This window comes from Chloroflexota bacterium, assembly GCA_014360825.1.
In the GTDB taxonomy this organism is placed as follows: domain Bacteria; phylum Chloroflexota; class Anaerolineae; order UBA2200; family JACIWT01; genus JACIWT01.
This window is the reverse complement of the sequence record JACIWT010000021.1, coordinates 1-21025: the sequence shown is the minus strand read 5'-3', so window position 1 is coordinate 21025 and position 21025 is coordinate 1. Positions and strand designations below refer to the sequence as shown.

The following is a 21025-nucleotide window of genomic DNA, read 5'->3' as shown; positions in this document are numbered from 1 at the left end:
CGCATGAGCGTCGTCCAAAAATTCTATGAGGTGAAGAGGTCCCCACGGACCTCTTCACCTCTCATTAGCACATTGGCTGCAGTGACCCTGTTGGCTCCGGCGCTGTTCATTATGGCTGCTATACTGGGCTACCCTTTACTGTATAATTTAGGCCTCGCTTTCACTAACCGTAGCCTACGCCATTACTATGAGTACAAGTTTGTCGGACTGGCCAATTTCGTGCAACTACTAAACAGCCGTGAGTTTTACGCCGTGTTGTCGCGTACATCGCTATTCACAGTGTTCAACGTGGTACTGCAGATTGGCGTTGGATTGGGTTTGGCTGTTCTTTTGACATCCAAACGGCTTCGAGCTCCGGCTATCTACCGCAGCCTGATGATCGTCCCTTGGGTTATCCCAGTCTACATCTCTGTACTTGTCTGGCGCTCGATGTTCCTTACAGACTTTGGGCTGATCAATCAGTTCCTGAGTAGTTTGGGTCTCAATGGTTTACCTTGGCTTACTTCGGGAGAATTGGCATTGGGGGCAATTCACATTGTCCAGCTTTGGCTCGCTTATCCTTTTGTCATGACGGTCAGTCTGGGTGCTCTGCAGAGTGTTCCGCCGGAACTGTACGAGGCGGCTATGATCGATGGGGCGGGAACCTGGTCGCGCTTTCGTCTCATCACTTGGCCTTTGATCCGCCCGGCGATGCTGTTCATTGCGCTTCTCACAGGAAACACGACCTTCCAGCTCTTCATCGTAGTGTGGTTCTTGACCAGAGGCGGCCCTGCGGGAAAGACTGACTTGGTTATGACTTGGGGTTACAAAACCGCATTTGTGGCGCACCAGTACGGGTATCAAGCGGCTTTCATGACTGTGATATCCATCATCGTAATGATCATTGCTACAGTGATTATCCGTCAAGGTGGCCTCCTGAGGGGAATGGAACGATGAGCTGGGTTTGGCTAAGAGACCGGCTCACGGGTGTATTGGTACAACTCTTGGCTACAACGGTTGCCATTGCCACCCTCGTGCCAGTCTACTGGATCGCAGCTACTTCCATACAACCATATGGCACATTCGTCACCACAAAAGCACAATTCGTGCCATTAAACCCTACATTCCAGCCCTATCGCGAGGTTATTTTCGCCACGCGGTTCCTACTTTGGATGAGGAACAGTTTTCTGGTAACATTTCCGGCAATTATCCTAACTGTTACTCTAGCGGCGCCTGCTGCTTATGCGTTGTCGCGGGGCAAATTTCGCGGAAAAGAAATGCTTCTTGGAATGATACTTATGATCCAATTCCTCCCTACGCTAACTACACTAATGCCCCTTTTCTTGCTATTTCGGGAGTTACATTTGTTAAACTTAGGCGGCTTGGCATTACTCTATATTGCCCTCTCCTTGCCTTTCAGCATCTGGAACCTCAAGCTATATTTTGATACCGTCCCTTTGGAGATTGAGGAGAACGCGTGTATTGATGGCGCCTCAACGCTCCAAATTCTCCGCCACATCGTGTTGCCACTGGCTGCCCCTGCCTTGTTTGCTACCTGTGCTTTCGTATTCATCTTGTGCTGGAGCGAATACATAGTGGCCAGCATCATCTTACTGGATTCTCGCTACTATACGGTAGCCGTGGCCTTTGGTTCCGTGGCGTCAATTTGGCTGCAGTTGGCTATCCCCTGGCCACAGTTTGCCGCTATGGCTGTGATGACGTCCATTCCATTTGTGATTGTGTTCATCTTGGGCCAACGTTACATACAGGCTGGCTTGATGCGGGGCGCGCTTCGGGGTTGATGAACGTGGAAGAATTGTACGAGTTCGTCGCGAGTTTGGAGAAATTGCATGGAACGTAATGCTTCTCGAGACGCTGGGCTGTTTCCTGAGATCACGATCTTCGGAGGTTGGGGGAAGCCTTCCTGGGCGGCAGATCAAGCAAGGCGTACGCGTCGAGGGGTGAACCACAGGAGCGTTATCATTCCTCCTGATCCATTGCCTGACCAGGCGGTGGACGTGGTGGTTAGCATCAGCGGAACTTATGATCAGGTAAGTCTTTATTATACGACTGATGGCTCGGACCCTCAAGGGAGCCGTGGCAGGGCTACCCACGGCACTAGTATACCCTTGGCTTACGAACGGACTGAATGGCATGATCTAATGTGGGAATATCTGGATTGGTGGCGAGGGCAAATACCACCACAAGCAAAAGGGACCAAAGTCAAATATAAGATTGAGGCCTGGCACTCTAGAGGCGGGTGCAGTGTGTACGCTGATAATCAGGTCTCTGACTCAACATTGGCTACGGTTTTTGCGTACCTCGTGGACGAGCTGAGACCACCTGAGTGGGTCCGGGATTCTATTATCTACCACATTTTCATTGACCGCTTTTATCCGGGAAATCACCCACCTGGTTTCAGGTCACTGACTTCGCCCTCCGACTTCTATGGTGGGACCATCCGCGGGGTCATTGATAAATTGGACTACCTTGTCAATCTGGGTGTGAATTGCCTTTGGCTTTCCCCTTGCTTTCCGAGTACTTCCTACCATGGATACGACGTCACAGATTATCTGACTGTGGAACCACGACTGGGAAGCGAGACGGACTTGAGAAACCTCATCAAGTTAGCACATGAGGCGGGCTTGCACGTGATCCTGGATTTCGTCGCCAATCATACCTCTTGGAAGCACCCCTTTTTCGTCGAGGCGCAAGCCGGCCGAGATAGTGTTTATTACAACTGGTACACCTTCACACATTGGCCTAACGAATACAAAGCTTTCTTCGGAGTGAAAACTTTGCCCCAGCTTAACACCGAAAACCAAGAAGTTCGCGACTACATCATTCGCCAGGTAGCCATCCACTGGTTGAATACCTATGACGTTGACGGCTTCCGCTTGGACAGCGCTGCTGGCCCTTCACACAGTTTTTGGGTTGATTTCGCTGAGATGGTAAAGAACACCAGGCCAGAATCAGTGCACATAGGTGAAGTGATCGAAAATCCGGACTCCTGGCGAAGCTATGAGGGGCGGTTAGACGGTTGTCTTGATTTTCTCTTTATGCGTGCGGCCCGTGAGTATTTTGCTCTAGGGCAGCTTGATGCCGAACAGTTTGATAGCTTCATTACCCATCACGAGTCCTATTTTGCTGATTATTTCCTCCGTCCGACTTTTCTGGACAATCACGATGTGGACCGCTTCCTGTGGCTGGCGAGAGAAGATACTAGGCGACTCAAATTGGCAGCGCTTTGTCAATTCACTTTGCCGCAACCACCGATTATTTACTATGGCACTGAAGTGGGTTTATCGCAGGAGAGAGGAATCGGTATGCCCAACGGCCGCGAAGAACATGGATATGCGCGACAGCCTATGTTGTGGGGCGAGGAACAGGACCGGGATTTGCATAGCCATTACAAAAAACTCTGTGCCATGAGACACGCCCACCGTGCGCTGCGACGAGGGGTCAGGAAGACTGTATGCGTAGATAAAATTGCTGGCACCTATGCGTACGCACTGCAAGACCCAGATGAGACGATATTGGTGATCCTAAACAATAGTGAACGGCAGGCTTGGCTTCAGATCCCCACCACCTCAGTGGGACTGGCAGATGGCATGGCCCTGAGGAATTTTTTGGGTGAAGACATATATGTTGTGGAAGAAGGCAGGGTGAAGATTTCTCTAGAGCCTTTCAGTGGTATCGTACTTGGATGCTCTCGATGAACTTTGTTGACACGATGGCAGATCTCTATTCAAGTGCGCACGTGGCTTCTAAGTGGGTTATCCTAGGTTCAAGTTCCTGCACTCGCCCCATGCAAAAACCCGTCTCCATCACACCGGGCCATCTACTATCTCCCCCCACACCCCATCCTCCCAGAGGGACAGAACTCGTACCGGCGTGATCTGATTGGCCAGATCGCTCTCGTTCGCTGTATAGACCCGCAGGTAGTTGTCCGTCAAACCGTCCCAGACGGGGCCACGCTCAGAGTGCAATCCTTGTCTTTCCCATAGCACCTCGACAACCCGCCCCAGGAATGCACGGCGGAAGGCGGCCGCGCTTTCCTTTGCCACCTCGATCATCCGCGCCGTGCGGCAATGCTTCTCTGACGGCTCCACCTGGCCGGACATGTTGGCGGCCGCTGTGCCGGGGCGGCACGAGTAGGGGAAGACGTGCACCCGCGCGAACGCCATCTCGCGCACGAAGGCCAGGCTCTCCGCGAAATCCTCTTCGGTCTCACCAGGAAAGCCCACGATAACATCCGTGGTCACCGCCAGCCCCGGTATCGCTTGGCGTGCGGCCTGTACCAGGTCGCGATACGAGCCCGCACTGTAGCGCCTGGCCATGCGCCGGAGGGTGCGGTCACAGCCACTTTGCAGGGGCAGATGCAGGTGGCGGCACAGGCGGGGGTTCGCAAAGAGGGCTAACAACTCCTTGTCCAGATCCCAGGGTTCAATGGAGGAGAGGCGCAGGCGTGGCACGGTTGTTTCATCCAGCAGTCGGCGCACCAGTGCCGTCAGGCTGCTCCCGCACTCACGCCCATACGCGCCGATGTGGACGCCCGTGAGCACCACTTCACGGTAGCCCTCGGCCTCGCGGGCGCGGACCTCGGCCACTACCTCATCGGGAGAGCGACTGCGCTGACGGCCTCGCGCCAGAGCGACAACGCAGTAGGTGCATTGGTTGTCACAGCCATCCTGGATTTTGACCAGCGCCCGCGTGTGCCCCATGATGCCGGCTAGTGGGGCACTGATCTGGCACCCCTCGCCGAGCGAGCGCTGTAAAAGAGATGGAAGCGCTTCCTTTTCCCTGTTGGGCACCACTTGGGTGATGCCACCTAACCCCTCGATTTCCGCGGGCCATAATTCCGCGTAGCAGCCGGTTACGACAATGCGCGCGTTGGGGTTCGCCCTTTGGATGCGACGCACAGCCCCTCGCGACTTTCGCGTCGCCACGTGGGTAACAGCGCAGGTGTTGATCACGCATACATTGGCTGCCGCGGGGTTATCCGTAAGACGGTGCCCGGCCGCCAGGAGTTTGCGGGCCAGCGATTCCATCTCACTTTGGTTCAGTTTACATCCGATGGAGGTGAGATAAATTGCCTCACCGCTGTTTCTGTTGGCCATAACCACTGTCAGGAAATGGCATACCAGGCCGAGGGCAGGATATGGAACTTACCGAGCACCAGTTGCAGGAGGGCATCTAGCCCTTTGAGCAGAAGCGGGCCGAGGACCGAAGCCCGGATGGCATCGAGGATGCCGAAGATGGGATAGCGGGTGAAGAGAACAAGGAGGACCAATACGATTGCCAACCCCCGTACGACGCCGTAGGCAGCCCCTAAGAGTACATCTACCCAGGACATGCTTATCCAATCCAGGGCCTGACGCCCCATCCCCGCGAGTAAGACGGCTCCTATCCAGATACATAGCCAGATGAGTAGAAAACTGACTATTTTCGCCACATTCGGATCGGGAATGAGATCGGCCAGGTAGCCTGCTCCCGTGGCGTAAAAGCGACTTGCCAGAAAGACACCGAGGATCAAGCCGATCAGACCCAGTGCCTCGCGTAGGAAGCCCGTCCGCAGACTGGCAATACCAGAGAGCACCACGATGCTCAAGATCACGAGATCCACAGCGTTCATCTGACACCTCCGCCAGGAACGATCGGCTCACGGGCGAAGTATTGGAGTGCTGCCCGTACCCTCTCCTCCAAGGGCAACTCCCCTTCTGGAATGGCGCTGAGAGCAGCGCGGGCCTCCGCAACGCTGTAGCCCAATGCGGTGAGGGCAGCGATGACCTCTGCATCTGCCCCGGTGATCATGGGCACAGGTGAGACCTCCCACCTGCCACCCAACTTATCTTTCAGGTCGAGCATGAGTCGCTCGGCTGTCTTCTTGCCGATGCCCGGGATGCGACGTAACGCCGCCATGTCGCCCTGCGCGATGATTTCGCGCAAGGTCTCCGGCGAGACGTGACTTAGGATGCCGAGGGCCACTTTGGGCCCGATACCCGGGACGCCTAACAGCATCTCAAAAAGGGCTTGCTCTTCTTCCGTGGAGCAACCAAAGAGGGCGATCTCATTCTCCCGTACGTGCAGATGGGTGTAAAGCGTGATCTCTCGGCCGGGTGGTCCGAGCCGGTCCAGGAGCGAGAGAGGAACGTGCACGCGAAAGCCGATTCCGCCGACGTCCACAATGACGAAACCATCCCCTTTGCCGACTAAGTGTCCCCGCAGGATGGAAATCATCGTTCCCCCGACTCATTCCTCACAGGCCAAGTTCTGGAAAGCATGTGAATGCAAGTGGCAGATCGCCACAGCCAAAGCATCCGCTGCATCGTCCGGCTGGGGCACGGCATCCAGGCCGAGGAGCACCTTCACCATGGCTTGCACTTGGTCTTTCGTCGCCCGGCCATAACCGACCACTGCCTCTTTGACTTGCAAAGGGGTGTACTCCACGGGCCAGAGTCCTGCATCCGCCAAGGCCAATAATACCACACCGCGCGCCTGGCCCACTGCGAAAGCCGTCCGCGCATTCTTGGCGAAGAAGATCTCTTCCACCGCTGCGGCAGTTGGCTTATACTCTGCAACAATAGCCTGCAGGTCGCGGTAAATCTGTTGTAGACGAGCAGCGAGCGGATCACCCGCTCGCGTCGTGAATGTACCGTATGTGATCAGCTGTAAGTCACCTCCGGCTTCAGCCACAACTCCATAGCCCGTAGTGGCCAAGCCGGGGTCTATCCCCAACACCACCATCTCAGGCGGCTGCCTCGTACTTCTCCATGATGTCGTCAGGAATTTCCAGGTTCGAGAAAACCCCTTGGACGTCCTCTAATTCTTCTAGGGCGTCAATGAGGCGCATGTTCTGGATGGTGGCTTTCTCGTCTAATCGCACCATCGTCTTGGGGATGTAGGCCAATTCCGCTGAGTCGTACTTGATATTGCGACGCTCCAACTCTTCTTTGACGGATTTGAACTTGTCCACCGTGGTGAAAACCTCAACCAGGCTGTTGTCTACCCTGACATCCTCAGCCCCAGCATCAATGGCGTCCAAGGCGATGGCTTCCGGGTCGTCGTTGCCGGCGTCAATGCTGAAATACCCTCGGTGGTCGAAGAGCCAGGCCACACAGCCGGTTTCACCCAAGTTGCCCCCATGTCGGGTGAAGACGCGTCGCACATCGGCGACCGCACGATTGCGGTTATCGGTTACTACCTCGACGATGAAGGCAGTGCCTTCAGGACCATAGCCTTCGTAGCGGACTTCCTCCAGCGCTGCACCCTTCAGTTCGCCGGTGCCGCGTTTGATAGCCCGCTCGATGTTCTCCTTAGGCATGTTGGCCTGACGAGCTTTGTCTATGACCAGGCGCAAGCGAAAGTTGGCCGAAGGGTCACCGCCGCCGTCACGGGCAGCAATCTCGATCTCCCGCCCGAGTTTGGTGAACAACTGCCCGCGCTTGGCGTCTTGAACGCCCTTCTTCCGCTTGATCGTAGACCACTTCGAATGTCCAGACATCGTTCACCCCCTCTCATCCATCTGTGCGGATGGATCTTCACGCATCATTATCACACGATATTATAAGCATCAACACAGAGAACCGCAAACCAAAGGGAGCCTGCGTTTTTCACTTCAAAAGCATCCGCAGTTGTCGTGCCGTGCCCACCGCCTGGGCCTGCCAATGGTTATTGGCAAAGACAAAGGTTTTTTCGGCCGCCGCATCCAGTTCCTTGATTTTAGGCGTCCACTCCTGAAGTTCTTCCTCGGAGTAGGTGTAATCGTAACGTTCCCAGGCCTGTGCATGTTGCCACCACTTCTTGGCATTGCGACCGTGGAAGCGCACGTAGGCCACCTTACTCGTGGCTATGGCGATTGGTGGCATGAGGCCCTTCAGTCGGGGTTCGTCCACGCAGCAAAAGCCTAGTTCATGCTGGCGCAGAAAATCGAAAGCCTCATCGGTCAGCCACTCGCGGTTACGAAATTCGATGACTAGGGGGACATCGCCCATCAACTCCCGTAATTTTGCCAGGTAGGCCTGGTTTTCAGATGTGGCGTGGAAGGAAAAGGGAAATTGGGCCAGGATGCATCCTAACTTGTCAGCCTCCACGAGAGGCTGAATGCCTCGAAGAAAAGAGTTGACGGCCGCAGCGATATCTTCACGTTGGTGCGTTAATTCCTGGCTGGCCTTGACGGTGAAGACAAAGCCAGCGGGAGTTTTGCGTTCCATTGCGGCAATGGTGTACGGATTGGGCAGGCGATAAAAAGTGAAATTGATCTCGGTAGTGTTGAACTCCCGGGCGTAGAAATCGAGCCATTTACTCTTACCCAGATTTTGCGGGTAATAGGGTCCTACCCAGTCATCATAACTGTAACCACTCGTGCCAACGTAGATCACATATCACCTCTTGCGTAGGCATTTCGCTCGTTTTCACTCATCAGGTTCGGGGTTTTCCCCCAGTGGCAATAACACCTCCCGTGAGCGCCCTGCACCTTCGTCTGGTCCCACGATACCCTTGTGCTCCAGGATGTCCATAAGTCGCGCCGCGCGCGGATAGCCAATGTGCAAGCGTCGCTGGAGGAAGGAGACGGAAACCCGATCCCGACCACGCAACAACTGAATCGCATCCTCCAGCAATTCGTCGCTTTCTTCCCCCTCCAAATCCGCACTCTGCCATGGCGCTGTTTCCCGTCGCGCTGGAGGCCCAATCCATTCCACGTGCTCACGCCAGAAATTCACCAGCCGAGCCAATTCCGCGTCTGAGACATAGCATCCCTGTAGCCGCATCAGTTTGCTGGAATCAGAAGCCATGTACAGCATATCCCCGCGTCCGAGCAGTTTCTCCGCTCCACCTGTGTCTAACACCACTCGCGAGTCTACCTGTGAGGTGACAGCGAAACTAATGCGAGCGGGGAAGTTGGCTTTGATGAGGCCGGTGACCACTTCCACAGAGGGGCGTTGGGTGGCCAACACGAGATGTATGCCAGTCGCCCGCGCCAATTGGGCGATGCGACATATCGCCCATTCCACATCATCGGGAGATACAAGCATTAAATCCGCCAACTCGTCAATGAAGATGACGATGTTCGGCAATTTATCCCAGCCTTTTCGAGATGCCATCTGGTTATATATATCCAAGTTGCGCACGCCACGCAGCGCGAACGTGCGATAGCGGCTGTCCATCTCCTGCGTAACCCATTTGAGCGCCCGCACGACTTCCTCTACCTCAGTGATGACTGGGGCGATCAAATGGGGGATGCCGTTGAAGTTGGTCAGTTCGACCATCTTGGGATCCACCATGATCATGCGCACATCGTCAGGCGTGTTGTTGAAGAGCAGGCAAGCAATGATAGAATTGATGCACACCGACTTGCCCGAGCCAGTGGCTCCTGCGATGAGGAGGTGGGGCATAGAAGCCAGATCAGCGGCAACGGGATTACCAGAAACATCTTGCCCCAAGGCAATGCGTAAGTTGGAGTCAATCTTCTGAAATACCTCGGACTCCATCACGCTGCGCAATGAGACGAGTGATAGGTCGGAGTTGGGAACCTCAATGCCTATCACAGATCGGCCAGGCACAGGTGCCTCGATGCGAATAGGTGCTGCTGCCAGTGCTAATGCCAAGTCATCGGCCAGGGAGAGGATCTTACTCACCCGGATCTTCCGTTCAGCCACCTCGCCATTTTGCAATCGGCGCTCCACGAAACCGGGTTCGACGCCGAATTGGGTCACTGTGGGCCCACGGTTAATCTCTACCACCTTGCCAGGAGCTCCAAAACTTTCGAGGGTTTCCTCTATAATGCGTGCCCGACGCCGGATCTCGCTCTCACTGAGAGATTTGGGTGCGTACTGCTCCAATAGGTCCAGTGGGGGGAGGCGCTTATCTCGCGGCGCAGGGGCCCGTCGAGGGCGCTCCTTTGTCTGTGGAGCAGCCTTCTCTGGCTCAGTCCTGACGATTCGCTTGACACGAACGCCTTTTCGCTCTCGTGGGGGTGGCCCAACGATTGGTGGTGCTTCGCCAGTAATAGCACTCCGGCTCTCCCGCCACAGGCGATAGGCCGTCAGCGCTCGCTCCCAGCCTGTTCGGATCCGTCGGACGATCTCCGCAGCGCTCGCCGGTGCCATCGCAAATAACATCGTCAGCACGACGGCTAATAGCATTAGTAACGCCAGCCCCCAACCCAATGCCTTCGTGGGGAAGTAAGCCACTGCCCACCCTACATAGCCGCCCCGGCCACCATCTAGTGGCAAAGCAACTGGATTCGCCCTGCTACCCAAGAGATGGAGCACACCTAGCAGGGCGACGAACACCACCTCTAGGCCGATTACTGCTGGCCACGGCACTTTTGGACGCCGGTACGGTGGCCAGAGTAACAACCCGCCCAAAGCCAGCAACGTCAACGCTATGACGGGAGCACCCCACCCGAAAATGCGCCGCAAGAAGCCCGCCCACCAGTCGCTCAGCGCACCCCGGCTGACAGCCGACAGTGCTAGCAATGTTACAGTGCCTAAGGCAATCAGCGCCAGTCCTGCAATCTCGCGCTGCGGTGCTGGGGCACTAGGGGTTATCATGGGTTGTTCGTTCGTTTCAGGTTTCCTGCGTGCCATCAGTGACCTACACCGCATTCACATCACGCTCAATGTGATCCCCACGCAAATTCGGGGTTGCCCCTTGATGAACCTGCCGCATGCTCAGGCCCAGGCGGTGGTTTACCGGGTCCATGCTAATAATGCGAACCAGCACAACATCGCCCTCGTGAACGACGTTCCGGGGATGCAAGAAATTTCCTTCAGCTAATTCAGAGATATGGATGAGCCCTTCCAACCCCTCCTCCAAACGCGCGAATGCACCGAAACTCACCACATTGGTGATGGTACCCTGTACTACCTGACCGACGTGATAACGCTCCTCTAACTGCGCCCAGGGGTCAGGGCGCAGGCGCTTGAGGCTCAGCGCAATGCGCTTGTGTTCCCGATCCACGCTGAGCACATAGGCTTCTACCTCGTCACCCACCTGCAATATCTCACTGGGGTGATGGATGCGTTGCCAGGAAAGTTCTGAGATGTGGATCAAGCCATCTACGCCACCCAGATCAACGAAAGCACCGAAGTTACAGATATTGCTGATCAAGCCACGGCAACGATCACCAGGAGAAATGCGATCAAGTAGAGCGAGTTCTTCCCGCGGGGTGATGCCACAGGCTCGCTCGGAGAGCACCAGACGGTCGCGTTGCCTGTCCAATTCGATGATCCGCAGGCGCAAGTTTTTTCCTACCTGTGCTGCCAGGTAATTCTCTCGCTGCGCTACATCAGACGTGTGGGGCATGCTAACCAGATGCGATGCGGGAACAAATCCTTGTCGTTGGTTTACGTTGACCAGCAATCCCCCCCGGTTCCAGTTGACTACCCGACCTTCCAATATATCGCCGTGCTCAAAATGCATCTGGAAGATATCCCATACGTTCGCCTGTTCTTCGGCGGGTGTTGGAAAGTCCGTCTGTTGCTGGGGGTCGTTTATGTGGAGATCGGCGGGCTCCTGCCCGGACATTTCGTTTTTCTCGGATATCCCTACCTCGGCCTGCGCATCGGCGCTTTGCTCCTCAACGTTTTTGGCTTGCGGTTGGTTCCTTGCGTTAACCTGCAGTACTGCTTGGGGCGGGGTTTTCTCAAAAGATGTATACACTGCCTGAAGGTAGGCGCGTAAACGTTCAAGGCTGCTTACTTGTGACATCACTTACCCCTGCTTTTTTCACATTATGAGGCGCCTTCACTAACTCACAAACATGATGGCCGAATTACACCCTCTGATTTCCTGAGCACCTCCATTATGCCGTAATGACCGGGGTCTGCGTAACTTGCGACCAACGGTAACGAACCATTAAGGCCTTATTGCTTCTTGAGCCGTAATCACCCCCTTTTGATTCTATTATATGTCAATTGAGGTGTATTTGTCAAAGAGGCGTCCGAGTTTGACACAACCTCCGCAATGTGATATAGTCAAAGCGAAAGTCTCGCTTGTTGGGACAGGTATAGGCGTGGGGTCACCTTGTGAAGAAATCCTCAGAAAGGGGGTGTAGATCATGCCGGTGGTGAAGGTCATTGAACTCATTGGCGAGTCACCGACCAGTTGGGAGGAGGCGGCCAACAACGCGGTGAAAGAGGCAGCCAAGACCGTACGCGGCATCCGCGGCGTGGAGGTAGTTGGCTGGACAGCCGTTGTGCAGAACGGCAAGATTACTTCCTATCGCGCTAACGTAAAGGTCGCCTTCGTGGTAGAGGAGGTGCGGGCCTAACCGATCGGATTCACGGGAGGGTGCATGGATTCCCTTCCGTGATCGCGGTGCAAATTGCGATTCGAGAGAGCGTGGACCCCAGCAGGGGCGGCTTATTGGCTGCCCCTGCTGCATCTGTATGTGAAGGGTTATGAACAAGGCGGAGTTTGAACGACTGGTAAGTGAAGCACTGGATTCTTTGCCACCCCATTTCCGAGAGAAGTTGAGTAATGTGGCTGTGGTAGTCGAGTGGTGGCCTACGCCGGCGGAGTTGAGGCAAGCGGGTCTTCATCCCTCGGGAATGCTTTTTGGTTTGTACCAGGGCGTCCCCCTAACCCAGCGGGGCCGAGGTTACAATTTAGTCCCGCCCGATCGCATTGTCATCTATCAGGGACCTATTGAGATCTATCACCGTCGGCCAGAAGCCATCCGGGAACAGGTTCGGCGGACAGTAATGCATGAGATAGCCCACCATTTTGGCATTAGCGATGAACGACTGCACGAACTGGGGGTGTAATGTGGCTCATCGCATCCGCGCAGAGAACGTGAGTATCAGGAAAACGGTAGCAAGCAAAAGGAGACCGTACTCGGTGAGCACGCGGCGTGTAAGAGTAGCATAAAGATGCGCACGCGCCAAGCCTACAGAGATGTACATGATTGCCACCAAGAGGGTAGCCGCCGAGGGGACGTTCAGGGGTAACGCGGGCAGTATGGCCGACGCCAATGCTGTGGGAATGCCCAACCCCACCACCCCCCAGGCGCGAGTCCCATCCCGGCGTGGGGGGAACAAGCGCAAGGAGAGCACTCCAGTCACCGCTGCAATAGCGAGAGCCTGTCCCACCGAGGGCTTTAGAGCATCCAGAGTGAGGGCAAACAGGAGAAACGCTATACTGTAGGTGAATGTGTCCATCAACAGGGGCAACCATTCGCACCTATTAGCGCCCGGTTGGGCGAGTAGATATTCACCCTCCATTGTCGCGGCGAGAAACACACCAACCACCGCCAGGCCGGCGACTTGCTCGCGGAGACCAGTGAGTCGCGGGAAAATGAGAGCGGCGGCCATCGTAAGCGCGGCAGGTAAGATCCAATGGACGAAACTGTTGTTTCGTCTCGCCTCCTGCGTGTGAGAATCGCTCCAGATAATGATTTCCTGCCCTGCACAGGCCAGAGCAATTAGAATGATCACGAAAAGTGTGCGACCTGACAGAAACACGGGGTTCAGCAATCCAGGGATGGAAAGAGGACGCACAGGAGAATCCACAAAGACTGAGAGCACGATGCCTATGAGAATAAGGCTGACGGTGGTACCGATCTGCTCTTTTCGACTCATTTACCCTCCGCTGAAAGCGAGGCCATTGTAAACCTGCCAACGGGTTTTTGTCAAAACCATTGCGGTACGGAGAAAGGTTCTGAGAAATGCGTTATCGGACTTTCGGCAAGACTGGAGCGACTGTCTCTGTCCTGGGTTTCGGTGCAATGCGTCTGCCCATGACTCCTGATGAGCAACACGTAGATGAGGATCGGGCCATCCCCATTATCCAGAGGGCCTATGAGTTGGGCGTGAACTATTTCGACACCGCTCCATACTACTGCAACAAAGAGAGTGAGATTATCCTGGGCAGGGCCATCAAGGGCTGGCGCGACAAAGTCTACATTTCCACGAAGAACCCCATCGAGGATGCTTCTGGCGACCATTGGCGTGAGCGATTGGAGATCTCGCTACGGAAACTCGATGTGGATTATATTGATTTCTACCATATGTGGGGCATTGACTGGAAAACTTACGAGGAACGCATTGACATACCCAATGGTCCTTTGGACGCGGCGCGCCGGGCGAAGGAGGAGGGTCTCATCCGTCACATCAGTTTTTCTTTCCACGATACACCAGAGAACCTCATCCGCCTCGTTGACACAGGAAACTTTGAGAGTATGACAGTTCAGTACAATATCCTAGACCGCGTCAACGAGAATGCGATCACCCACGCTCACAAGGTGGGGTTGGGTGTGGTCATCATGGGGCCTGTCGGCGGGGGGCGGCTGGCTGGGTTTTCGCCCCAGATCCGCGCCCTGCTGCCCGACAGTTTCACCAGCACGCCGGCCCTGGCTTTACGTTTCGTGTTGGCCCATCCCGGCGTGGATGTTGCCCTCTCTGGTATGAGCACCATCCAGATGGTGGAGGAAAACGTCGCCACTGCTAGCCGTGAAGACCCACTCACTGCAGATGAATTGGACCGCATGAGGCGGATGCTCGACGAGAGCAAGGCATTAGCCGACCTCTACTGCACCGGCTGTGGCTACTGCATGCCCTGCCCCAACGACGTGAATATCCCTAAGAACTTCGAGTACATGAACTACTACCGCGTGTACGGATTGCGTGACTTCGCCCGTGATGCCTACGCACGCCTGGGCCGCCCTGGGGAAATAACTCCTGGATTAAAGGCTGAGGCCTGCATTGAGTGTGGGGAATGCGAGGGCAAGTGCCCGCAAGGCATTCCCATCGTGGAACAATTGAAAGAGGTAGCAGCGACGCTTGGTGAGCAAGCGAATGGACCACATGGGTGATCGGCTGCACGGCCGGGCTCACGCGAGAACATAGGATATTGGGAAATGGCAGCCGCCTCGCGCTTATGCGGACCGACTCTGTACTTATCCCGTCTCACAATCTGGCTGTCGCTCTCAGAATCTCTCCGATGTCCGGTATCTCTCTGATGGGATAAATCTTCTTGAACCGGACCACCCCTTCCTCATCTAAGATGAAAACAGCCCGTTCACTGAAACCGTTCCGCTCGCGGAAAATGCCGTATGACTTGGCAACACCTCCATGGGGCCAGAAGTCCGCCAAGAGGGGGGTCTCCTTAACGCCGATGGCTTCGGCCCAGGCCTTCTTGCATGGAACACTGTCCACACTGATCCCTACGGCAACGGCGTTCATCCGGGCGAAATCCCCTTTGTGCCTCTCCAAATCTTGCATCTGCGCTGTGCAGACGCTCGTCCAGGCCAGAGGATGGAAGGAGAGGATCACCTTTTGCCCCTTGAAGTTGCCGAGAGCGATTTCTTTCTCGCTCTGATCCTTGAGGGTGAAATCGGGAGCCTTGTCCCCAACTTCAATATCGTATGCCATCTATGCCTCCTGTCATAGAAAATCCTGTGAAATGCAGAGTTCGCTGTGCGAGGTCATTCCTAGTCACTGACGAACTATTTCAGCGCCAGTCATGCATTCAAAGCAGTCAAGACTTCCTGTATGTGCCCTTTGACTGCCACCTTGGGGAATATTTTGACGATCCTCCCCTCCTCATCAATGATGAAAGTGGATCGGATAACACCCATGCGCGTTTGGCCATACATTTTCTTTTCTCCCCACGCGCCGTACATTTCAGCAACCTGATGGTTAGGATCGCTTAGAAGCGTGAAAGGCAGGTTGTGCTTGGCTTTGAACCTCTTATGCGACTCGACACTGTCGGGGCTAACCCCCAGCACTACAGCACTGGCTGCAATGATCCTCGGATACTCATCGCGAAAGGCCAACGCCTCTGCGGTGCAACCGGCGGTGTTGTCCTTGGGATAGAAATAGAGCACAACTTTCTTCCCGCGATAGTCTGACAGACTTACTCCATGGCCATCGTCTGCCTCCAGGGTGAAATCAGGTGCCAAAGCACTTTCTCTTAGCATCATCTCCATCCTCCAAAAGATCTGCGGTCGAACCCAGTCAAGAGCCGGTTTGAAAGCGAGAATGTGCACATTCGCCAAAAAACCTCTTGGGTGGCCGCTTCAGTCCTTTAACTCCTCTCCTCCATGGTAGCGCCCTCCTCATTGCACCCCTTAGATAAAGAGTGTAACTGCTGACTGGCGCGCTTCCTGTATGTAAGTCCCCACTGCCCCATACTCGTCAATCAAGTCCTCACGTAAGTCCTCACGGCGGAGGCCCATAATCTCCATCGTCATCTCGCAGGCGATGATCTTGCCGCCTAATTCTTTAAAGTCGGCCATTAGTTTCTCCAATGACGCCACGTTGGCCTTTTTCATCCGCTGCCCGATCATCCACTTGCCCAGGCCCAGCATATGCATTTTGGAGAGTGGCCCCTTTTCTAACCCACCTTTCTGCAATCGTTGCAGGCCCCAGAAGGTGAAGTAAATCGAGACCTCCATCCCCATCGCCAGCGCCCCATTGCCGATGATCAGCGCGCTATACACTTTGTCCATGTCGCCGCTGTGCAATATGATTGTCACGCGCTCAGGCGTTACATCACTCGGGCTCATTTTGTCCTCCCATTATGTCTTGTATTCTCCAAAGGTAAAGCCCTGGCTCTCGCTCAGGCGATCCGGAAGCGCAGGAACTCCGCGTATCAAATTCTCATTTGTGCATCAGGGCATCTGAGGGTGTGCGTTGTCCCTGCCCGGTGAATAATCTCTTCGTCTCTTGCAGGTCTCGCGCCACGCCCAGAGCGACCATCAGGCGCAGGCGCGCCTTGGGGCCGTTCAGTCCCTCGGCGAAGATGCAACCTGCGCCTATCAGATCGTGGTACGCGCCCACATAGCCATACTGGTCATAGATGCGTCCCGCTGGGCAACGTGTGGTGATGACGATGGCTACCCCATGGGCGATGGCTTCCTCGATGGCCTGTAGCCACCAGGGTGGTACCCGTCCGCCGCCGAAGGACTCGATGACTACACCTCGCGCACCCAGAACCACAGCGTGGCGTAGCAACTCGGCATCCATGCCCATTGCCAGTTTCAGCAGGTACACGCTTGGCTCCAGGCGCGTACAAGCAAGCAACTCTCGCTGCACCCGCCTTGTGATCACGATGCGATCGGGTTCCACCCGACCCAACGGCCCCCAAAACGGCGACTGGAACGCATCTATACTCTGGCTGTGCATCTTGGTCACATCGCGCGCGGCGTGCACCTCGTCGTTCATCACCACCAGCGCACCCAACCCCCGTGCTTCAGCGCTGATCGCCACACGCACCGCCGCTAACAAGTTGGCAATCCCTTCGTAGCCGGGTTCTGAAGCGACGCGCATAGCCCCGGTGAGCACTATCGGCTTGTCCCCAGGCACGGTCAGATCCAGCAAGTAGGCCGTCTCCTCAAGGGTATCCGTGCCGTGGGTCAGCACCACGCCGTCCACATCCGGCTCGGCCAGCGCTGCAGCCACGCGCTCGCGTAAGCCCCACAGGTGTTCAACGGTGAAGTGGCTGCTGGGCAGGGGCCCGTATTCCTCGGAGGTAAGGGGCAGGCCGGGGCCTGCCTCGCTGAGCAGTCGTTGCAGGAAATCCGCGCCGCTGAGCGCCGGCATGAATCGACTGGTGTTCTCATCGTAGGCCATAGCAATGGTGCCACCGGTAGCAATAATATGGACTCTGGTCATTGATTCCTCCCTAAACCGTCTCGCCATCGCTAGTCAGCATATCACCGAGAGTTGGGGTGGTCCACATTGCCCGATGCTTCGCAGGTTATATTCCCGTGTCATGTCTGGCGGTTCACGTCTTCATATAACCACTTTCGCAGCATCTCTGCCTTTTCAATCCGGCCCAGCGCCAGGTACGCTTGGTACTCGTAGTCCAAAGACAGAACTGGTATTTGCATTCCCTCGACCTCTACCACCCGTTTGAGGCGCTCCAAATCCTCAGCCTCCTCCCAAGTTCCATCCTCGCGCCGTTTCCGAACATCACCCATCACCTCTACTTTGATCCCATCCATCATCAGGGCACCGAAATGTGAGCAGATTCTCTCCGCAGGAGACAAATGCACCTTCTGGATCACGAATTCGGCAAAGCGGCGCTCGATCTCATAGGCTCCTGCCTCATCCGTTTGTAAATCAATGTCATGGACTTGAACGGGCACGCCCTGCAAAGCCAGACTAAAACTACCGGTAAGTGCCCAATTCACATTGCTATTACGCAAACGGATGTATATCTTACGTAGGACAACAAGATGAGCGGGATCGATCATTACCTCTTCAGCGCCGAATGCGAATTTTCCAATCGGTGTCCGTCCCCTCCACGCTTAGCAATTCCAGCCCCAACGCTGCGACAGCCATCGGGATCTCTTTTTTCGAAGCCGGGTGAGTGCCAACCACCTCGATGACGTCGCCCGGAGAGGCGCGGCGTACCGCCTTGCGCATTTCCACTAAGGGCACGGGGCACGTCTGCCCCCGACAGTCCACGATGATGTTCGCTATGGGGCAGGTCGGCTCTTTAGTATTCACTTCGATCTTGGCCATAGTTCCACCTCTACTCTGTAAACTCTACCACGACTTGCTTCACATCCCACAGGTGCCCCACCTTTTCTGTAATATCTTCACGGATTGTGGCGGCAAATTGGTGATCGGCGGGCAGGTCAATTACTACGCGCACCGTTCCCTCGCTGACCTTAATATCTTGGACCAATTTGGTGCGCACCAGATCTAGCCCGGACATCGGGTTCATCACGTGCTTCAAGCGTCTGCGCACTTCCTCGACCGTTGTGGGCATACGCTCCTTGACCAAGCCATGACGCTCCTCGTAGTTCTGGATTGCTGCCCGTAGCCCATCCACCGCTAGCACAGAGCAGTGCGTCTTGATCGGCGGTAACCCGCCTAACGCTTCTGAGGCCTGTTGCCACGTGATCGCTTTGGCCTCTTCCAGCGTCTTTCCCTTGGCTAACTCGGTGATGATGGAGCCAGTAGCGATATTAGAGGCACATCCATAGGACTCGAACTTGATATCCGTGATGCGCTTGGTCTCGGGGTCCACCTTCAGATAGACAGCCACCATGTCCCCGCAGGCCGGGCTTCCTTCGACCGACTTGGCATCGGCATCCTCGATCCGCCCCACATTGCGCGGGTGGCGGAAATGTTCCATCACAACTTCACTATAGGGTAACGGCATCTTAACCTCCTTGTTCGTTGCGTCGTTTTCTTGCTGTTCTCAAATCGTTATTCTTTCCCCAGCGGGCTAATCCTTCGCAGTTCTGCCACGATCTCGGCGACTGCTTCCGCCACAGCATCTACCTCCTCCTCTTGGTTGTAGCGGCCGAAGGTGAAGCGGACGGAGCCGTGAGCGCGTTCATGGTCGCCACCGATGCCTAGAATGACGTGGCTGGCTTCTAGGGAGCGACTGAAACAAGCGGAACCAGTGCTGACAGCGAAGCCGCGCATATCCAGGTGGAGCAGCAGCGATTCACCCTCGACGAAGCGGAAGGAGACGTTGGCGTTGTGCGGCAGACGGTGGACTGGATGGCCATTGAGGCGGGTGTGTGGGATCGCCAACAGCCGCTCGATCAGCCGATCGCGCATTCTCTGCAGACGGGCTGTTTCCTCTGGCGTGACCAGTTCCACAGCCTTGGCGAAGCCCACTGCACTGGGGATGTCCTCCGCCCCAGCCCGCAGGTCGAATTCTTGGAAGCCACCATCCATCCACTTGCGAATGGGGGTCCCTTTGCGCACATACAGCCCGCCAATCCCTTTCGGCCCGTGGATAGTATGGGCCGAGACGGTGACCAGATCTACCGGTATCTCCCGCACGTCCAGGGGTAGGCGCGGAAAAGTGTGAGTGGCATCGGTGTGGAAGAGCGTCCCCTTCTCCCGGCAAATCTCACCGATGGCCTTCAGGTCCTGCAAAGTGCCGATCTCTTGGTTGGCTGCCTGAATGGAGACCAATATGGTCTCGGGCGTGATAGATTCTCGCAGGTGATTGAGGTCCACCCGTCCGGTCTCGTCCACTCGCACGTAGGTCACCCGAAAACCCTGCCGCTCCAGTGCCCGGGCGCTGTGGAGCACCGGGAAATCCTCGATCGGGCTGGTCACAATGTGGCGGCCCTTTTTCTCCGCCAGCGCCGAGGCCACTCCCTTGATAGCCAGGTTGCTGGACTCTGTACTGCCAGAGGTAAAGATGAACTCCTCCGGACTCGCTCCAAGGACCGCAGCAATCTGCGCCCGCGCGTTGTCTAATGCGTCCCGTGCATCCACACCCAGGGAGTAGCCGAACTGCGAGGTGGCTACAGCGTAGAGGTCAAAGAAGTACGGTTTCATTGCTTCCAGAACTCGCTCATCCAACCGGGTCGCGGCGGCGTTATCGAAATAGATTACTTTGTTAAACATTAGTACTTCTCTCCATCGTTTCTGCCGTGTTGGCTATAAGCGGCCACACGGGAAAAGATCTTGTTGTTCTTTCCCAGGCCACTTTTGATAAACCCTGATTCCTCTCAAAAAGCAGACTCTAATCAGGAGTAATTTACTCCTAATTTTGCAAAATTCCAAATTGACCAATAGTCTTGTGGTGAAAGAAAAGCGCCTTTCTACCACTACAGGTAGTAGGCGCTTTGTCAGAAACACAAGCAATGGCGGCGACTAGATTTGAACTAGTGACCCAGGGCTTATGAGTCCCCTGCTCTGCCGCTGAGACATCCCATACAATACGTAGTGCCGATAGCCCCAATAACCACTACCAGTTGTAGCCTATGTTGTTAACTTGACCGATTGTTTATTGCCAAGGCCATTGCTCTATTTTAGCAAACCAAAAAGCCCCGTCGGTTTGACACCAAACAGGGCTTCTGCTACAATTCCCCTTGCGTTCGGTGTCCATCCCACCGACGCCACGCCCTGGGCTTCTAACTCAAGCGCCAGGGCTTTTCGTTTGTTAATGTCAATGCCAGTATAGCACAAACGCCAGAAAAGTCAAACGGGGGCTGCACGGTGTCCAGGACATACTATACAGTTTCTGGGGTATGGATATTCTCAATACGTACAGAAAGTATTAGAATTGGCCGGAGTGGATCTGAACACTTTAGAACCGGAGCGATATGGACGCTGGA

At 55.4% G+C, this 21025-nt stretch carries 23 protein-coding genes and 1 tRNA gene; 6 read left to right on the top strand and 18 right to left on the bottom strand.

Going from position 1 to position 21025, the window contains the following annotated elements; genetic code table 11:
- Window positions 1-3: 3 nt before the first annotated feature.
- From H5T64_11390 to H5T64_11380, 3 genes are read left to right on the top strand one after another with little or no spacing between them, the layout of a single operon-like run.
- Window positions 4-936 (top strand): sugar ABC transporter permease, encoded by a 933-nt coding sequence (locus H5T64_11390; protein ID MBC7264940.1) that lies wholly within the window; start codon window positions 4-6, stop codon window positions 934-936.
- A complete protein-coding gene (locus H5T64_11385) occupies window positions 933-1781 on the top strand; it encodes a carbohydrate ABC transporter permease (GenBank protein MBC7264939.1) in 849 nt (282 codons plus the stop codon). The genes H5T64_11390 and H5T64_11385 overlap by 4 nt, the downstream gene beginning before the upstream one ends.
- A gap of 48 nt (window positions 1782-1829) precedes the next feature.
- Entirely contained in the window at window positions 1830-3698 is a 1869-nt protein-coding gene (locus tag H5T64_11380) for a glycoside hydrolase family 13 protein (protein MBC7264938.1), read from the top strand.
- A 108-nt stretch (window positions 3699-3806) separates the two neighbouring features.
- Here H5T64_11380 and mtaB read toward each other — a convergent pair whose 3' ends face one another.
- From mtaB to H5T64_11340, 8 genes are all read right to left on the bottom strand, one after another.
- Window positions 3807-5099 carry a tRNA (N(6)-L-threonylcarbamoyladenosine(37)-C(2))-methylthiotransferase MtaB gene (gene mtaB, locus H5T64_11375; GenBank protein ID MBC7264937.1) on the bottom strand — a complete coding sequence of 431 codons (1293 nt, stop codon included), beginning with the start codon at window positions 5097-5099 and terminating at the stop codon, window positions 3807-3809.
- Window positions 5100-5107: 8 nt separating this feature from the next.
- Window positions 5108-5614 (bottom strand): CvpA family protein, encoded by a 507-nt coding sequence (locus tag H5T64_11370; protein ID MBC7264936.1) that lies wholly within the window; start codon window positions 5612-5614, stop codon window positions 5108-5110.
- Entirely contained in the window at window positions 5611-6219 is a 609-nt protein-coding gene (ruvA, locus tag H5T64_11365; protein ID MBC7264935.1) for a Holliday junction branch migration protein RuvA, read from the bottom strand. The genes H5T64_11370 and ruvA overlap by 4 nt, the downstream gene beginning before the upstream one ends.
- A gap of 12 nt (window positions 6220-6231) precedes the next feature.
- Window positions 6232-6726, bottom strand: a complete 495-nt coding sequence (gene ruvC, locus H5T64_11360) for a crossover junction endodeoxyribonuclease RuvC (GenBank protein ID MBC7264934.1) — start codon at window positions 6724-6726, stop codon at window positions 6232-6234.
- A gap of 1 nt (window position 6727) precedes the next feature.
- A complete protein-coding gene (locus tag H5T64_11355; protein MBC7264933.1) occupies window positions 6728-7483 on the bottom strand; it encodes a YebC/PmpR family DNA-binding transcriptional regulator in 756 nt (251 codons plus the stop codon).
- A 109-nt stretch (window positions 7484-7592) separates the two neighbouring features.
- Window positions 7593-8360 carry a DUF72 domain-containing protein gene (locus tag H5T64_11350; GenBank protein MBC7264932.1) on the bottom strand — a complete coding sequence of 256 codons (768 nt, stop codon included), beginning with the start codon at window positions 8358-8360 and terminating at the stop codon, window positions 7593-7595.
- Between the two features lie 33 nt (window positions 8361-8393).
- Entirely contained in the window at window positions 8394-10571 is a 2178-nt protein-coding gene (locus tag H5T64_11345) for a DNA translocase FtsK (protein MBC7264931.1), read from the bottom strand.
- A 7-nt stretch (window positions 10572-10578) separates the two neighbouring features.
- A complete protein-coding gene (locus tag H5T64_11340) occupies window positions 10579-11694 on the bottom strand; it encodes a S1 RNA-binding domain-containing protein (GenBank protein ID MBC7264930.1) in 1116 nt (371 codons plus the stop codon).
- A gap of 349 nt (window positions 11695-12043) precedes the next feature.
- On the opposite strand from H5T64_11340, the gene H5T64_11335 reads away from it, so the two are divergent.
- Together H5T64_11335 and H5T64_11330 are read left to right on the top strand one after the other, a co-directional pair.
- Entirely contained in the window at window positions 12044-12256 is a 213-nt protein-coding gene (locus H5T64_11335; protein ID MBC7264929.1) for a dodecin domain-containing protein, read from the top strand.
- Window positions 12257-12386: 130 nt separating this feature from the next.
- Window positions 12387-12752 carry a metallopeptidase family protein gene (locus tag H5T64_11330; protein MBC7264928.1) on the top strand — a complete coding sequence of 122 codons (366 nt, stop codon included), beginning with the start codon at window positions 12387-12389 and terminating at the stop codon, window positions 12750-12752.
- 6 nt (window positions 12753-12758) lie between these two features.
- Here the strand turns inward: H5T64_11330 and H5T64_11325 are convergent, their stop codons facing one another.
- On the bottom strand, window positions 12759-13565 hold the full coding sequence (locus H5T64_11325) for a hypothetical protein (protein MBC7264927.1): 807 nt from the start codon (window positions 13563-13565) through the stop codon (window positions 12759-12761).
- A gap of 86 nt (window positions 13566-13651) precedes the next feature.
- On the opposite strand from H5T64_11325, the gene H5T64_11320 reads away from it, so the two are divergent.
- Window positions 13652-14797 carry an aldo/keto reductase gene (locus H5T64_11320; GenBank protein ID MBC7264926.1) on the top strand — a complete coding sequence of 382 codons (1146 nt, stop codon included), beginning with the start codon at window positions 13652-13654 and terminating at the stop codon, window positions 14795-14797.
- A 94-nt stretch (window positions 14798-14891) separates the two neighbouring features.
- Here H5T64_11320 and H5T64_11315 read toward each other — a convergent pair whose 3' ends face one another.
- The 9 genes from H5T64_11315 to H5T64_11275 form a co-directional block, all read right to left on the bottom strand.
- Window positions 14892-15356 (bottom strand): peroxiredoxin, encoded by a 465-nt coding sequence (locus H5T64_11315; GenBank protein ID MBC7264925.1) that lies wholly within the window; start codon window positions 15354-15356, stop codon window positions 14892-14894.
- Window positions 15357-15445: 89 nt separating this feature from the next.
- Entirely contained in the window at window positions 15446-15904 is a 459-nt protein-coding gene (gene bcp, locus H5T64_11310; GenBank protein MBC7264924.1) for a thioredoxin-dependent thiol peroxidase, read from the bottom strand.
- Between the two features lie 150 nt (window positions 15905-16054).
- Entirely contained in the window at window positions 16055-16492 is a 438-nt protein-coding gene (locus tag H5T64_11305) for a DsrE/DsrF/DrsH-like family protein (protein MBC7264923.1), read from the bottom strand.
- 94 nt (window positions 16493-16586) lie between these two features.
- Complete coding sequence (locus H5T64_11300; protein MBC7264922.1) at window positions 16587-17600, bottom strand: asparaginase; 1014 nt, start codon at window positions 17598-17600, stop codon at window positions 16587-16589.
- Window positions 17601-17698: 98 nt separating this feature from the next.
- Window positions 17699-18184, bottom strand: coding sequence for a hypothetical protein (locus H5T64_11295; protein MBC7264921.1), 486 nt, complete (start codon window positions 18182-18184; stop codon window positions 17699-17701).
- 7 nt (window positions 18185-18191) lie between these two features.
- Window positions 18192-18413 carry a sulfurtransferase TusA family protein gene (locus H5T64_11290; GenBank protein ID MBC7264920.1) on the bottom strand — a complete coding sequence of 74 codons (222 nt, stop codon included), beginning with the start codon at window positions 18411-18413 and terminating at the stop codon, window positions 18192-18194.
- A gap of 52 nt (window positions 18414-18465) precedes the next feature.
- Window positions 18466-19101: an iron-sulfur cluster assembly scaffold protein gene (locus tag H5T64_11285; protein MBC7264919.1), complete on the bottom strand. Its 636-nt coding sequence runs from the start codon at window positions 19099-19101 to the stop codon at window positions 18466-18468.
- Between the two features lie 47 nt (window positions 19102-19148).
- Window positions 19149-20312, bottom strand: a complete 1164-nt coding sequence (locus H5T64_11280) for a cysteine desulfurase (GenBank protein MBC7264918.1) — start codon at window positions 20310-20312, stop codon at window positions 19149-19151.
- Window positions 20313-20552: 240 nt separating this feature from the next.
- Window positions 20553-20620, bottom strand: a tRNA-Met gene (locus H5T64_11275).
- Window positions 20621-21025: the final 405 nt, after the last annotated feature.